Below are 15,435 nucleotides of genomic sequence, written 5' to 3'. Positions count from 1 at the left end.
ATAAAAAGTTAATAGTTAAAAAGTTGATAGTTAAAAAGTTGATAGGGTCTGTTGAACTTCCATCTTCGTAGGAAAAATTGAGATAAAACTGTCTTAATCAAGGTGATGAATGCAGTTAATATCTGAATATTGACCAATTCATCAACGCAGAGTAAGGCGAATTTAGCTTGTTTTTGCACAAAAATGAAAGTTTCTTACTCTTATTGCACCTATGATACTACATCATATAATTGTTATGTTATATAGTAACAGTAAGAGTATAAAATAAAACTGATAGTGATGCACCTTCTATCAGTTTTAGGATGTTAATTTGTACTTAGTAACAGCGCTTGAGCATAGACTGCCTACCTATACTACTGAGCTTATACATTCTAAGGTTATACGTTAAATCTATAAGGTTATACGTTAAATCTATAAGGTTATACGTTAAATCTAAAGTGCATCACATCGCCATCTTGCACGATGTAGGTTTTGCCTTCTAGACGTGATTTACCCGCAGCAGCAGCGCCTTTTTCGCCGCCGTATTCAATAAAGTCTTCATAAGCAATCACTTCGGCACGGATAAAGCCACGCTCAAAGTCAGTGTGAATCACGCCAGCTGCTTCAGGTGCAGTAGCACCCACTTTTACTGTCCAAGCACGCACTTCTTTTACGCCAGCGGTAAAGTAGGTTTGCATATCAAGCAGCTTATAGCCTAAGCGAATTACCTGATCTAAGCCAGCTTCTTCCATGCCCATGCCTTCTAAGAAGTCGGCTTTGTCATCTTCGTCTAGCTGCGAGATTTCAGCTTCAATTTGGTTGCACAGAGGCAGAACAATGGCATCTTCTTCGGCAGCATATTCACGTACCGCATCAAGATAAGGGTTGTTTTCAAAGCCATCTTCGCTGACGTTAGCAATATACATGGTTGGCTTTAAGGTAATGAGACCATAGCTTTTGATCAGTTTTTTCTCATCGTCATCAAGCTCAGCTAAGCGAGCCGCTTTACCTTCTGCTAAGAAAGGTTCAATTTTTTTGAACACATCAAGGGCAGCTTGAGCGTCTTTGTCATTGCCTTTGGCTTTTTTGGTTAAGTTAACGATGGCACGTTCAACGGCTTCTAAGTCGGCCAATGCCAGCTCAGTATTGATGGTTTCGATGTCATCAATTGGGCTAACACGGCCATCAACGTGAATAACGTTGTCATCATCAAAGCAGCGAACCACGTGAGCAATGGCGTCCGTTTCACGGATATTGGCCAAAAACTGGTTGCCCATACCTTCACCTTGTGAAGCACCAGCAACCAGACCTGCGATGTCAACGAATTCCATGGTCGTTGGCAATACACGCTCTGGATTGACGATATCAGCCAGCTTTTTTAAGCGTGGGTCAGGTACAGGTACGATTCCTACGTTAGGATCTTTTGTACAAAAGGGGAAGTTTTCAGCTGCAATACCTGCTTTAGTTAAGGCATTGAATAAAGTTGATTTTCCGACGTTTGGTAAGCCGACGATGCCACAATTAAAGCCCATAGGTTATCTCTCTTAATATTAAATGTTGTCAAAGTTAAGGGGTTAAAAATTAAAGAATTAAAGATTAAGGGGTAAAAATTTAACAGTAAAAATTAAAGGGTAAACAATAAATTAAAGGGTAAACAATAAAAAGCGCAAAAGGATTCACAATCCAAAACATTAAAAATGCGGTAGGGTTAAACTAAAGTTTTAAAAAGTTATCCCAAGTCTATTGTGCTAAATTGGCGCTATTGTAGCAAATACTGCTGTCAAAAGGGTCATAAAAAGCAAGGTGACGAATGCTTAGGGCGCATCCCTAATCAGTGCTATCTTCAACCAAGCCCAGCATGACCCCCATGTTTTTATCATCTTTGTAATCCAGTTCAGGGGCATACAATGCCGAAGCAATGCCACCATCTAAAAATAGGGCGTTTGGGCAGTGTAGCTGCTGCTGAAAGTAGCTGGCAAATTGATAAAAATTAACAGGCTCTTGAGCGGTGACAAACTTTATTTGTCCATCTGCACACACCCCGACACCGTTACGAATCTTTTTAGACGTACTGTTTTGATTGAACTTAGGATGCAGTTGATTGTCAATCACCAGCATGGGTCCAGATTGGGTCGCATACCAAGGTGTTATCTGTTGGCTATCTAGCATCTTAGCAAACTGCTTGCTTTCTGTAATCTGCACCTGACTGTCTTTATTCCACCACAGCACCCCATTTGGCAACAAATGAAAGTTACCAGCGCCTTGATTTAGATTGAGCGACAACACTTGCTGTCCCTGCATCACAGTATAACCAATAGGAGCAAACTCGCTGTCATACATGCCAGCATTGACCGCAAATTGCAGCTGGCTGCGCTCAGGTAAATCTGCCAATAGCGCATCAAAGGTATACAGTGGCTCTCGTGACTGATCTAGATCAGGCAGGCTCACATCTTGCTTGCTGCTATTGTTCAAAGAGTCGCTACTGACGCTTGACGTTTCGCCAGTAGCAGCAACATCAGAGCTGGCGCTTGCAGTGTGCATTTGTCCTGATTTCCAAAACAATCTTAGTGATAAGCCGCTGTCTGCTTGCTGCAAGCTGTCTTGGCTTACGCGACACAAGGTGTGGTTAAAAGGTGTCGCTTGTGCTTGACAGTATTGAGCATCAGAGTTTTGGGTTTTTGCAATCAGGGCGTTAAAGTCCGCCTTATTACACCCTGTTAATAGCAACATGCCTAGAGCGGTTGCTAATAAAGGGTAGATTTTGGATGATTGCTGTGGTGTTGATGGCTGCTGCATCAGGGATCCTACATTTATTATTACGGATTGTTCTGGTTTATCCGTACATATTATTGAGTCACAACCTATTATCAAGTCATAAGTTAGATATAAGGCGAAGAGGGCAAATTGCGTGAATCTGCATTATGTGCGATATACGCTTCATTATTGGCTTTAAAACTATCAGGGTCTGCCATCAGCCACATTTGATTATAAATATCGGCACGGGCACCATCACGCAGCAAGACACCTTCATCCATAAAGTAGAAGAAGCGAGACAGCAGCTTGATTGAGCCATCATGAGTACGGCGTGCGATATGATACGGCTTGAGGTCGTAAGGATGTGACAGACCCACAGAGCCGACAAAGTTGGCCAGTGACTTTAAGGTGTTGCGATGGAAGTTGGCAACACGCTCAGATTTACTGGGCACGTCTAATGCTTTTTCACGATAAGGATCTTGCGTGGCTACCCCAGTTGGGCATGTGTTGGTGTGGCAAGATCGAGATTGAATACAGCCGACCGCAAACATAAAGCCACGTGCTGAGTTACACCAGTCAGCACCAAGGGCGAGCATTTTGGCAATATCAAAGGCGGAAACAATTTTTCCACTGACACCAATTTTTATTTTATCACGAATACCAGCACCGACTAAGGTGTTATGCACAAACATAAAGCCATCAATCAATGGCATTCCCACATTATCCATAAACTCAACAGGTGCTGCACCAGTACCGCCTTCAGCACCGTCAACGACAATAAAGTCTGGATAGTTATTTTCTTCAATCATGGCTTTAACAATCGCCATAAACTCCCAAGGCTGACCAATACATAGCTTGAAGCCAACTGGTTTGCCACCAGATAACTCACGCAATTGTTGCCAAAAGTGAACCAGTTCACGTGGTGAGTCAAATGCAGAGTGGGTTGAGGGTGAGATACAATCAACACCCATAGGGATATGGCGGGTTGCAGCAATCTCTTCAGTGATTTTTTCAGCAGGTAATACCCCGCCTTTACCAGGCTTAGCACCTTGTGATAGCTTGATTTCAATCATTTTGACCTGCGCGTCTTTGGCGTTTTTTTCAAATAGCTCAGGATTAAAATTACCCTCGTCATCACGGCAGCCAAAATAGCCAGTACCCAACTCCCAAATTAAGTCACCTCCATATTTACGATGATAAGGGCTAATAGCGCCTTCACCTGTGTCATGAGCAAAGCCACCCATCTTTGCGCCTTGATTGAGCGCCATAATAGCGCGGCTGGATAAGCTGCCAAAGCTCATGGCAGAGATGTTAAATACTGACATAGAATAAGGTTGACTACACTGGTCATTACCAACAATAATACGAAAGTCATCGACATCCAGTGGGTGGCTGGTTTGCGACTGCAAAAACCACTCTTTGTCTTGTACATACAAGTCATCTAAGGTTCCAAAAGCATTGGTGTCACTAACATTCTTCGCTCTTTGATATACCAAAGCCCGTTGCTGGCGTGAAAAAGGCACTTCTTCTTTATCATTTTCGATAAAGTATTGACGGATTTCAGGGCGATAACTTTCTAAAAAGTAGCGGATGTGTCCAGCAATCGGATAGTTGTACAATACAGCGTGCTTTGACTGGAGCAAATCATAGATACCAACCAACATTAATGCACCAGCAATGATAGCCAGCCACCATAAGGATACTAAAATAGAGATAATAGTGACGATGGTGACACCAATCAGTAGTCCATATCGTTTGAGAACCCCAACTTGGTATTGGCGTTCATTTTGCTCAACCATAGGAATTCTATTTGGGGCATTTTTCGAAGATTGTGACATAAATATCCTCTATCAATTTTTATCAATTTCGATGCTAAATTGCTTTATTCAGTACGTTAAGTTAATGCGTTGCTTAATGGATTCGTTAATGAGTTGTTTAACTGGCTTATTAATTGGTGTGTTAATTGGTTCGTAAAATTTTTTTTATAATTGGTTTTTTGTCACCCTATAAAATACGCCCATCTCAACTTAAAATATAGGCTATGGTTGATTCAGGGTTTAGCTCCCTTCCTTTTCTTTGCCAAGCGCAGCTTGGCTCTTGCGAAGCTAAAAAGATCCCCCAGAGCTTTTCTTAACGCTTCTCAGGGCTGGGGATGGATTTTCAACAAGTATTGTGGAAATCCCCCTAAATCCCCCTTTAATAAAGGGGGATTTACCTCCGTTTCAGTATGTTGCAAATAAGCTCACAGACATAGCAAATAAACCAGTTATTTATGTTGTCACCTGATAAAATGGTAAAAACAGGGTGTTTGTTTATTGATAAATGATTACTCCAATTATAGCCAATATTATGGTTTAAACCTAATTGTGGCATGTTATCTAATTGTGCCAATCGGTAACGACTTATCAGTCGCTTTGCTATTTAGACAATAACACACAGCGTGTTAACTCAATCCATGTTAAAATCAAACACATACACTAAGACCGAAGCTGGCATATTAAGCAGATAGCCTGTTAAAATCATAGCCTGTTAAAATCACAGGTTGAAAATCACAGGTTGTTGGCTTTTATCTGACAAAAATGACAAAATAAGACTCATTTATGGGAAGCCATTAAGGTCGAGATGAGGTTAATGTGCTTTTTCATATGAACTTTTAATTTAAACCCAAACCGAAACAAACCCTAATAAACCAAGGAGCTTAAATATGGCTATCGAACGTACCTTATCAATCATCAAGCCAGACGCTGTTGGCGGCAATCACATCGGTGCTATTTATAGCCGTTTTGAAAACGCTGGCCTAAAAATCGTTGGCGCAAAAATGCTACATCTTGACGACGAAAAAGCTGGCGGTTTTTACGCTGAGCACAAAGAGCGTCCATTCTACAATGACCTAGTTGCCTTTATGACTTCAGGTCCAGTAGTGGTCTCTGTGCTAGAAGGCGAAAATGCCATTGCTAAGCATCGTGAAATCATGGGCGCCACTAACCCAGCAGAAGCAGCAGAGGGTACTATCCGCAAAGACTTCGCAACCAGCATCGACGAAAACGCAGTACACGGTTCAGACTCAGCTGAATCAGCGAAACGTGAAATTGCTTATTTCTTCAATGAAGACGAAGTATTAGAGCGCACACGTTAATCTCTAAGATTTACCACTAAAAAAACGGCTGGGCAATTTGCTTGGCCGTTTTTTATTTTCACCGCTGCGTGCAACTTGAAAATTCATATTTTCATGGTTAATTCACTTGTTGTAAGCAGAAGCGAATCTAAATATCAGTTATAATATAAAATCCAAAACTGTCACCACTCACAACTTAAACCAGGTTAGCCGACTTATCATGACCAAAATTCCAATGCAGCCTGCCGATAGCTCGCCAGCAGTAGATACTCGTATTAACCCGTCAAACTCGAACTCAGAACAAGGCGCCATGCAAGCCAATAGTAAGACTAACTTACTGGGGATGAGTCAGGCGCAGTTGGGCGAGTTTTTTAAGCAATTGGGCGAAAAACCCTTTCGAGCCACCCAAGTAATGAAGTGGATCTATCAGCATGGTGTGACCGACTTTGAGCAGATGACCAACTTGTCAAAAGGTTTGCGCGATAAGTTAACTCAACAGGCGTGTGTGGAGCCACCAGAAGTGGTACACAAAGAATTTAGTGATGACGGCACACGCAAATGGGTGTTTAAGGTTGCAGGTGGTTCATTGGTCGAAACCGTATTGATTCCGGCTGATGACAGCAAGGTCAACGGTCGCAAGACTCTGTGTATCTCATCGCAAGTGGGCTGTGCGTTAGATTGCAGCTTTTGTAGTACGGGTAAGCAAGGCTTTGAGCGAGATCTCACTGCGGCTGAGATTATCGGTCAACTGTGGGTAGCAAACGCCTCTTATATGCAAGATACGGACAATGCAGAGTGGCAAAATGAGGTCACCAATGTGGTGATGATGGGGATGGGTGAGCCTCTACTTAATTATAAGCCTGTGGTGGCTTCTATGAGCTTAATGTTATCTGATCATGCTTATGGGCTGTCTAAGCGCCGCGTCACTTTATCCACCTCTGGTGTGGTGCCTAAGATGTACGACTTGTACAAAGATATCGATGTGGCATTGGCGATTTCTTTGCATGCGCCTAATGATGAGCTACGTAATGAGTTGGTACCGATTAATAAAAAGTATCCGTTAAGCGAGCTGATTACCGCTGCCAAAGCGTACGTTCATGATAACAATCCACGTCACAAAAAACACGTCACCATTGAGTATGTGATGTTGGCAGGTGTTAATGACAGTGATGAGCATGCCCACCAATTGGTGGCGTTGCTTGAAGATCTGCCCAGCAAAATCAACCTAATTCCGTTTAATCCATTCCCACATGCGCCTTATGAGCGCTCAAGCAACAACCGAATTCATGCGTTTAGTAATATTTTAAATAATGCTGGTTTTGTGTGTACCATTCGTCAGACCCGTGGGGATGATATTGATGCCGCCTGTGGTCAGTTGGTTGGGCAGGTCGCAGATAGAACGCGCCGCTCTGCTAAGTGGCAACAAAGCATTCAGCAGCGTCAGCAGCAACAATTAGCCGACCAAGACTAATATAGTCAAACTTAATTAAGTATGAGCACGCAAGTACAAGCAGGCAAGTACGAGCAATAAAGATAGATGCAAATAGTAAAAGCCTGACATAAAAAATAGTAGAAAAATCGCCAAAGCCATTACAAATAGGCAAAGGTGATGTTAATATTAGCCTCACAAGGCGCTATTAAGACGATTAAGTAAGACGATTAGGCGTGTTATAAGAATAGGCTGGTTAACATCAGTAGCATCTGTCGATAACCACAACGCTGAGCTTAAAGGCAATCAGTGTTAAACTCAAAAAACGCTTACAGACAACAGTAGGAATAAATATGGCTAGGATAGCCAAACCATTGGCAGCGGTGCCACAAAGGCTGACCCTTGTGACGCTGCTAGTTGGCGTAGCATGGATGCTGGGCTGTCAAAGCTCTCAGCACAATGAGAGGTTAAGCCACATTGCAACAGGTGTCACCAGCAATAACGTCAGCCATGCTCAGGCAGACCAACAGCAAGCAGCCAAGATTAGAACACAGATGGCTGCGCACTATTTGCAAAATCATCAGCTTGATGAGGCCAGCCGTCAATTGCAAAAAGCCTTTGCTGCCGATGCAAGCTATGCGCCAGCTTATGATATGATGGGCGTACTGTTGCAGCAAGAAGGTAGTGCCAATAATCTTGCACAGGCCGAAGCTTATTTTAAAAAGGCGATTGCGTTGGATGCGCACTTTATGCAGGCGCATAATAATTATGGCGTCTATTTGTCACAATTAGGTGAGCATAGACGGGCGATAGCGCAGTTTCAGATTGCCGGCTCGGCACTTGGTTATTATGGCCGTATCGGTGCCCTTGAAAACTTGGGCTTAACCGCTTTAAAAGTGGGCGATACTGGGCAGGCAAGCACCGCTTTTGTCAGAGTGCTAGAAAGTGATCGCAATAACATCACAGCACATATTGAGCTGATAGATTTATTGATTGACAGTAAACAAGTCGCGCAAGCAAAAAACTTGTATAATGAGTTGCTGGTAATCATGGGCGATCAGGCTCAGCAGCATCCACGCATCGCTGCGCAAGGCATTCGGCTAAAATAGATCGGTTAGTAGTGCTAGCGATGCTGGCTTAGATTTAGTGGCTATGATAAGTATTCATAAGCGGTTAAAATAGTATATTGCTTTTATTAATATAGTATATTACCCCAATCTCAACTCTTTGCGTAGGCTGAGGCTTTAGCCCAGCATATTTGGCTAAAAATTAGGTTTTGCTGGGCTAAAAGCACCAGCCTACATGAGATTGTAATAAGTTGAGAGTGGGGTAGTATATTGCTTTTATTAATATAGTATATTGCTTTTAGATGAAAACAAACCAGATAACAGATCAAAAAACAACTTTTCGACAGCTTTTAGCATACCCATAACCCAGTCATCTGACCTTGTGTGTCATTGACTACTTGCTATAAGAGGTTAACAGGCTAATTGTTTGGATTCGTAACCCAGAGGCATCATGGAAATAGATAACAAAGAATCGTCAACCCCAAACTTCGACACTTCGAATCAAAATGTCGGCTCATTTGGCAATCGATTAAAACAAGCACGTATCAATAAGGACTTAACCTTAGATGATGTGGCAGGTGAGCTGTTTATTTTGCGCCGTCACCTAGAAGCCATTGAGGCGGAAGACTTTAAAGAATTGCCTCAAATGGCATTTGCCCGTGGCTTTGTGATTAACTACGCTAAGTTTTTGGGCTTAGACCCAGATCAAATCGTAGAGAGCTTTAATCGCAACTATCCAGATGAGTTGAAGCGAAAAAGTGTTGATGATATCGAGTCACCACTAAAGCCAATGGGTACCTTGCAGCGTGAAGGTGGACGCTCGATTCGGATCAATCCTTTATTGGTGCTGGGTGTTATTGCTTTGATTATTTTGGCGGTATTTTTAATCCGTATGGTGACCAAAGCGCAGGATGCCACGACAACCAATGTACAAGGAGATGACATCAGCTTAGCTGACGAACTATCTGATAGAGAGCAGTCAGCAGGTGCTGCTATTAATACTGCTGTGGTAAGCTCAGGCGATGCGCTTAGTAACAGTGGCTCAGCAATAGGTGTTGGTGCTGAAGGGGTTTCTAATGCTGCGCCAGCAACTTTAGATTTTTGGATTCAAGGCAATACCCAGCTTAGTGTGGTGGATGCGTCAGGTCAAACCTTGATTTCAGGAGAGCAGCCAAGAGGTGGCTATAAGTTGTCGGGTCAACCTCCATTTAAGATTCAAGTCAATCCAGTAGCCAATGTGGCATTAAACTTAAATGGCACACCCATTCAGCTTAATGATTATGCCCAAAACGGGGCGGCAGACTTTAGTATAGCGCCATAACTATGGTAAGGCTTTAAGGCTATGGTAAGGCTTTAAGGCTATGGTATGGCTTTAAGGCTATGGCGTGCTTGAACACAAGGGCGTGCCAACATTAACGTCAGTACTGGCAAGTTAGCTTTCTGCTTTTAATCTCTTATTTTTCACAAATTTTTCAGTCAACTGAGAAGTCCTATGTCAACTCCCTCTCCAATTAAACGTCGTAAAACCAAAAAAATATATGTCGGTGATGTGGCAGTCGGCGGTGATGCGCCAATTAGCGTACAAAGCATGACCAATACTGACACTTGTGATGTCGATGCCACTGTTGCACAAATTGAGCGCTGTGTCGATGCAGGTGCGGATATGATGCGGGTGTCAACGCCAACGATGGATACAGTAGAAGCATTTGCGAAGATCAGAAAACGAGTCAAGGTTCCCTTGATTGCTGATGTGCATTTTGATTACAAAATTGCGCTAGCGGTTGCTAAAGCAGGTGCAGACTGTTTGCGTATTAACCCAGGCAATATTGGTAACGATAAGAAGGTGCGAGAGGTCGTAGCCTGTGCTCGTGACTATAATATTCCGATTCGTATCGGGGTGAATGCCGGTTCGTTAGAAAAAGAAATTCAACGTAAGTATAAAGAGCCTACTGGTGCGGCAATGGTGGAGTCTGCCATGCGCCATATTGATATTTTAGATCGATTAGACTTTGATCAATACAAAGTGTCGGTCAAAGCCAGTAACGTGTTTTTGACTTTAGATGCCTATCGCCTGTTATCACAGCAGATTGACAACCCACTGCATTTGGGCGTGACAGAAGCCGGTGTTTATCGTACTGGTACGGTTAAATCGGCCATCGCTTTGGGCGGTTTATTATTAGACGGTATTGGTGATACTATTCGTATTTCGTTGGCTGCCGAGCCAGAAGATGAAATCAAAATCGGTTTTGATATCTTAAAATCTTTGGGTATTCGTGCCAATGGTATTAACTTTATCGCCTGTCCAAGCTGTTCACGCCAAGAGTTTGATGTGATTCGGGTAATGAATGAGCTAGAAGTCCGCTTAGAGGATGTTCGAATCCCGATGGATGTCTCTGTCATCGGCTGTAAAGTAAATGGACCAGGTGAGGCCAAAGAGTCGGATATTGGAGTGGTGGGCGCCTCACCAAATTCATTGGTCTATTTAGAGGGCCAAAAAAGTCATTTAATTGACACCACGACACTGGTTGATAATATTGAAAAAATGGTACGTGAGCGGGTCGCTAAAGCCGAAAAAAAAGCTGCTAATGAAATTTTAAGGGTTGATGGTAGCAAATAGTTAGCGTCATCAAATTTAACAGCTTGTTTATCAACCATACCTGTTTTATCAACCATATAAAAAACTAACCATATAAAAAACTGGGCAACGATATGATTAAGTCAATCAAAGGGTTTAATGACATTCTACACGTAGCAACTTCTACTAGTCAGCCTAGTAGTTATTGGCGCCGTTTAGAAGGTATTTTAAAAGAAGTGCTGGATCAGTTTGGTTATGAAGAGATTCGCCTACCAATTGTAGAAGAAACCCAACTGTTTGCACGTGCCATTGGTGATGCCACTGATATTGTCGAAAAAGAGATGTTCAGTTTTACTGATAAGTCAGATCCACCAACCCCAATTACCTTGCGTCCTGAAGGCACAGCAGGGGCAGTGCGTGCGGTGATTGAGCATAATCTACTGCGTGGAGATAGTCCAAAGCTGTGGTATATGGGTCCTATGTTTCGCTATGAGCAGCCGCAAAAAGGACGTTACCGTCAGTTCCATCAATTAGGCGTTGAAGCTTTTGGTAGTGAGCATGTTGATGTAGAAGCCGAGCTGATTGCCATGACTTATATGATGTGGCAGCGCTTAGGGATAGATCATGAGTTGACGCTTGAGATTAATAGCCTTGGTGAACTAGAAGAGCGTCATGCTTATCGTGCGGCTTTGGTTGAGTTTTTAACCGATAAAAAAGAGCAGCTAGATGCCGACAGCCAGCGCCGACTGAGCACCAATCCACTACGCATCTTAGACAGTAAAGACCCAAATACGCAAGCCTTATTGACCGACGCACCACGTTTGTCAGACTTCTTAGGTGAGCAAAGCCGCAGCGATTTTGAACAATTACAGAGTTACTTAACAGCACTTGGCATTGATTTTGTCATCAATCCTAAGTTAGTGCGTGGTCTGGATTATTACAATAAAACCGTTTTTGAATGGGTAACAGATAAGCTTGGCTCACAAGCCACCGTCTGTGCTGGCGGTCGCTATGATGGTCTAATTGGTCAATTAAAATCAATTGGACAGTCCAAAAAAGGATCAGATAAACCTGTGAAATCAGATCCAGCAGTTGGCTTTGCGATGGGCTTGGAGCGTTTGTTGCTACTGGTACAAGCTGTTAATCCAATGCCAGAAGCGCCAGCTTGTGATGTGTTTGTGGTGGTACATCCAGATTTATATGAGCAAGGTCTGATTTATGCGCAGTCATTAAGGGCAGCTCGTCTTGATTTACGTGTTAAGATGGCTAGTGCTAGCAGTTTAAAATCACAGATGAAAAAAGCTGACAAGTCTGGTGCCAAACTAACTGTCATCTTAGCGCAAGACGAGATTGACAGTCAGCGTATCAGCGTGAAAGATATGCAAACGGGTGAGCAAAGCTGTCATGATAGACTCTGGCTTCATAGTGCAGATAATTTTACAGTAGATGAAATAGCAAGATAAATGGTAGAGTTGAAGGCTGATTTATTTTAGTCAGTCTTTTATTGGCTGCATTTCTTATGGTTTTTTTGTTATTAGTTTCATTTACTTATTTAATTAATTCAGTTTATTTGGTATTCGTTTAACATTGTATTCGTTTAACATTGTATTCGTTTAACATTGTATTCGTTTAACATTGTATTCGTTTAACATTGTATTCGTTTAACATTGTATTTAGCTTGACCGACACGTCGATTATATATAATAAAATTATTAGGTAGATTTATGGCCAAACATCCCAATCCCGCCACGCCAGAGCAGCATGATCCAAGCAAAGACGCTCAGTCTATGGAAAAGCTTAAACAGTCTGCTGGTTATATTATTGGCGCCATTTTAATTGCGTTAATCGGTTATTTTGGCTGGAATTATCTACAAAACTCTGGCATGAAAGCCGACACAGTGGCAGCTGATAAATATGCCGCTATTGAGACTGCCAATGATAACTTGCGTGCTGACCCTGATGCAGAGGGCATGAAACAGCTAAGTGCGGATATAGATGCATTAGTTGCTGAGCATGGAAAAACCATTTATGCTTGGCAGGCCTTGATGCTAAAAGCACGTAATGCAGTTGATGTCAATGACAATGAAACCGCACTTGCAGCGCTACAAACAGCACTAGAAATAGATCTACATGATGCTGGATTGCACGCCATTAGCCAGCTGCGCTATGCAACTGTATTGTTAGCCAGTGGTCAAGTCGATGAGGCATTAACGCAAGCTTCTATTGATGTACCGGTTGCGTTTGAAGGCACTCAGCAGGAGCTACTCGGCGACATTTATCTGGCACAAAAAGAAAAAGAGAAAGCAATTCGTGCTTATAAAAATGCGTGGAGTTTATTATCTAAGCGTAATGAACAGCGTCCATTTTTATACTTAAAATTAGAAAACCTAGGCGTTACTCCTGAGCCGATTGAACCTGAAGCACAAGTTGTTAGTCAAGAAGCTATGTTGGCAAACCAAGAAGCTATGCTGGCCAGCTTAGAAGCTGAGCAAGAGGCTGCCGCTAGTGCAGAAGCTGATGTCACAGCGTCAGAGAGTAATGAATAGCAATGGATATCTTTCAGATATCTTAATAGCAGTTAAGTAAATTAATAGCAGTTAAGTAAATTAATAGCAGTTAAGTAAATTAGTAGCAGTTAAGTAAATTAGTAGCAGTTAAGTAGATAGAGGCTGTATAGAACTAATAAATTAATATACGAATACTGCTGATAGCTGCTAGTGAATAAAAGCCGTATCTCATAATCGGAAAAAATTGAAGTTAAGATCTAAATTTTAGCAAGATTGCCTCTGATAGATACATACTAATAATGAATATCAACATCAACACTAAGACTAGCACCAACCTTCATTATGCTAAACATTTTTTTAAGTGTATGATGACTTTTAACCTAATTGAGCTGACATAATTATGTATACTGACCCAACTATGGATAATAACACAACGCAACTAATAGCAGAAAAAAAGGCTTCTGGCCTAGCACAAATTTCCAAAATTGGTCTGCTATGTGCCGCTATCGCCTTAGTACCTGCGTGTACTAAGACCCTTAAACCAGAAGTACACAAGCCAACCAAGCTGACCCAACTCTCTCAGTCTATTACTGTGGTTGAGCCAGTATTTCAAACCTCTATCAACAACCGCTCTAAGCTTGCAGATGTCAATCGCTTTGAAGTCGGCTTTGATGGTCAACAACTGGTGGTTGCAGGTAGCTCAGGTAAAGTAGAAAGCTATAATATTTCTGGTCAAAATCTATGGAGTGTTGATTTAAAAGAAGATATCGTTGGTGGCGTGGCGTTTGATGGAGCTAGCCAAACGGCGATTGTTACCACCAAATCTGCACGTGTTATTGCTTTTGATAGTGTCAGTGGGAACATCAGATGGCAAACTAAAATTGATGGCACTGTGCTTGCACCGGCATTAATTCATAATAATCGGGTAATTTTGTCAGGCAATGATGGCATTATGTACGGGCTATCGCTACAAACAGGCGCAACTATTTGGCAGTTTGCTACCCAGTCACCTAGCATTAGTGTGCGTGGGACGGCCAAGCCAACCTTGTTAGACAACCAAACGGTGTTGCTCGCTACTGCCGATGGTCGATTGCATGGAGTTGATATCGAATCAGGTATTCCACAGTGGAACCGCCGTGTCGGTATTCCAACAGGGGCTAGTGAAATTCAGCGTATGACAGATATTGATGGCACGCCAACGGTTGACCAAGGTCAGTTATTTGCGGTCAGTTATAGTGGTCAGCTATTAGCCGCTGACTTAGCGACAGGTCAAGTTAGTTTTTTGCAAGAAGCTGCCAGTAGAAATCGTGTGGCTGTGACCAATGATACTGTGATTGTGACTACCTTAGATGGCACAGTTAAGGCTTTTAGCCGCCAATCTGGTGAGATGCTTTGGGAAAATAAAGACTTAGCTTATCGCAAGCTAAGTAATCCTGAGCGTGTTGGTAATTATATTGCCGTTGGTGATTTGGATGGTGTGGTACACTTCTTATCGCCACAAGATGGTCAGATTGTTAGCCGTAGTCAGTCAAAAGGGGCTATTAATAAATTAACCTTTAGTAAGGGCTATTTATTAACTCAGACACAAACAGGACAAGTCACTGTTTGGCGTCAGGTACGTTAGTCTCTGTGACTGTTGACTGTTGACTGTTGACTGTTGAACTAAGTGATGTATTCTATTTAACTACCAATCGACTTATCTATTACATCTCAATTTATGATAAAAAGAACCACTATTAAAGTTAATAGTGGTTCTTTTTTTTTGGATTTTTGGTGTAATGGACAACATTCAAACTATCTATCAATAACCAATACCACAGGCTGAGCTGATGCCGAGCGTTATAATTTTGCGAAAATTGCGTTATAAATGCTCGGTATCATTTTTGCTTAACGTGTAATGTAGTTGCACCACTGTATTATGGTATCACCATTTAGATATCATGTTATCAATATAGCTTGCTGATTTATTAACATGCGACATTTGGCTAATTATCTCATAGTTGCCTAAT

At 42.2% G+C, this 15,435-nt stretch carries 11 protein-coding genes; 8 read left to right on the top strand and 3 right to left on the bottom strand.

Annotated elements, in window-relative coordinates; genetic code table 11:
- Positions 1-419: 419 nt before the first annotated feature.
- From ychF to H140_RS0103815, 3 genes are all read right to left on the bottom strand, one after another.
- Positions 420-1,511 carry a redox-regulated ATPase YchF gene (gene ychF / locus H140_RS0103825; protein WP_019672335.1) on the bottom strand — a complete coding sequence of 364 codons (1,092 nt, stop codon included), beginning with the start codon at positions 1,509-1,511 and terminating at the stop codon, positions 420-422.
- Positions 1,512-1,806: 295 nt separating this feature from the next.
- On the bottom strand, positions 1,807-2,775 hold the full coding sequence (locus H140_RS0103820; RefSeq protein WP_019672334.1) for a phosphodiester glycosidase family protein: 969 nt from the start codon (positions 2,773-2,775) through the stop codon (positions 1,807-1,809).
- 83 nt (positions 2,776-2,858) lie between these two features.
- Positions 2,859-4,571, bottom strand: a complete 1,713-nt coding sequence (locus tag H140_RS0103815) for an FMN-binding glutamate synthase family protein (RefSeq protein ID WP_019672333.1) — start codon at positions 4,569-4,571, stop codon at positions 2,859-2,861.
- An 866-nt stretch (positions 4,572-5,437) separates the two neighbouring features.
- Here H140_RS0103815 and ndk point away from each other — a divergent pair.
- The 8 genes from ndk (at position 5,438) to bamB (ending at position 15,050) form a co-directional block, all read left to right on the top strand.
- Entirely contained in the window at positions 5,438-5,869 is a 432-nt protein-coding gene (gene ndk, locus H140_RS0103810) for a nucleoside-diphosphate kinase (protein WP_019672332.1), read from the top strand.
- A gap of 199 nt (positions 5,870-6,068) precedes the next feature.
- Positions 6,069-7,319 (top strand): 23S rRNA (adenine(2503)-C(2))-methyltransferase RlmN, encoded by a 1,251-nt coding sequence (gene rlmN, locus H140_RS0103805; protein WP_019672331.1) that lies wholly within the window; start codon positions 6,069-6,071, stop codon positions 7,317-7,319.
- Positions 7,320-7,630: 311 nt separating this feature from the next.
- The gene (locus H140_RS13870) at positions 7,631-8,386 is read left to right on the top strand and encodes a tetratricopeptide repeat protein (protein ID WP_019672330.1); all 756 of its coding nucleotides are present in this window, start codon (positions 7,631-7,633) and stop codon (positions 8,384-8,386) included.
- 409 nt (positions 8,387-8,795) lie between these two features.
- The gene (locus H140_RS0103795; protein ID WP_019672329.1) at positions 8,796-9,665 is read left to right on the top strand and encodes a RodZ domain-containing protein; all 870 of its coding nucleotides are present in this window, start codon (positions 8,796-8,798) and stop codon (positions 9,663-9,665) included.
- 171 nt (positions 9,666-9,836) lie between these two features.
- A complete protein-coding gene (ispG, locus tag H140_RS0103790; protein ID WP_019672328.1) occupies positions 9,837-10,961 on the top strand; it encodes a flavodoxin-dependent (E)-4-hydroxy-3-methylbut-2-enyl-diphosphate synthase in 1,125 nt (374 codons plus the stop codon).
- A gap of 92 nt (positions 10,962-11,053) precedes the next feature.
- Positions 11,054-12,382 carry a histidine--tRNA ligase gene (gene hisS / locus H140_RS0103785; RefSeq protein ID WP_019672327.1) on the top strand — a complete coding sequence of 443 codons (1,329 nt, stop codon included), beginning with the start codon at positions 11,054-11,056 and terminating at the stop codon, positions 12,380-12,382.
- Between the two features lie 261 nt (positions 12,383-12,643).
- Positions 12,644-13,465, top strand: a complete 822-nt coding sequence (locus H140_RS0103780) for a YfgM family protein (RefSeq protein ID WP_019672326.1) — start codon at positions 12,644-12,646, stop codon at positions 13,463-13,465.
- Between the two features lie 379 nt (positions 13,466-13,844).
- Entirely contained in the window at positions 13,845-15,050 is a 1,206-nt protein-coding gene (gene bamB / locus H140_RS0103775) for an outer membrane protein assembly factor BamB (RefSeq protein ID WP_051086851.1), read from the top strand.
- The last annotated feature ends 385 nt before the right edge of the window (positions 15,051-15,435 follow it).

Origin of the sequence: Psychrobacter lutiphocae DSM 21542 (assembly GCF_000382145.1) — a bacterium.
GTDB lineage: Bacteria > Pseudomonadota > Gammaproteobacteria > Pseudomonadales > Moraxellaceae > Psychrobacter > Psychrobacter lutiphocae.
Note: the sequence above shows the minus strand (reverse complement) of the source record. Positions and strands in the feature narration are given on the sequence as shown.

What these genes read in the sequence shown, in the direction of transcription:
- H140_RS0103780 (WP_019672326.1), top strand. Translation starts at nt 12,644, where the DNA reads ATGGCCAAACATCCCAATCCCGCCACGCCAGAGCAGCATGATCCAAGC.
- H140_RS13870 (WP_019672330.1), top strand. Translation starts at nt 7,631, where the DNA reads ATGGCTAGGATAGCCAAACCATTGGCAGCGGTGCCACAAAGGCTGACC.
- rlmN (WP_019672331.1), top strand. Translation starts at nt 6,069, where the DNA reads ATGACCAAAATTCCAATGCAGCCTGCCGATAGCTCGCCAGCAGTAGAT.
- H140_RS0103795 (WP_019672329.1), top strand. Translation starts at nt 8,796, where the DNA reads ATGGAAATAGATAACAAAGAATCGTCAACCCCAAACTTCGACACTTCG.
- ispG (WP_019672328.1), top strand. Translation starts at nt 9,837, where the DNA reads ATGTCAACTCCCTCTCCAATTAAACGTCGTAAAACCAAAAAAATATAT.
- H140_RS0103815 (WP_019672333.1), bottom strand. Translation starts at nt 4,571, where the DNA reads ATGTCACAATCTTCGAAAAATGCCCCAAATAGAATTCCTATGGTTGAG.
- hisS (WP_019672327.1), top strand. Translation starts at nt 11,054, where the DNA reads ATGATTAAGTCAATCAAAGGGTTTAATGACATTCTACACGTAGCAACT.
- ychF (WP_019672335.1), bottom strand. Translation starts at nt 1,511, where the DNA reads ATGGGCTTTAATTGTGGCATCGTCGGCTTACCAAACGTCGGAAAATCA.
- H140_RS0103820 (WP_019672334.1), bottom strand. Translation starts at nt 2,775, where the DNA reads ATGCAGCAGCCATCAACACCACAGCAATCATCCAAAATCTACCCTTTA.
- bamB (WP_051086851.1), top strand. Translation starts at nt 13,845, where the DNA reads ATGGATAATAACACAACGCAACTAATAGCAGAAAAAAAGGCTTCTGGC.
- ndk (WP_019672332.1), top strand. Translation starts at nt 5,438, where the DNA reads ATGGCTATCGAACGTACCTTATCAATCATCAAGCCAGACGCTGTTGGC.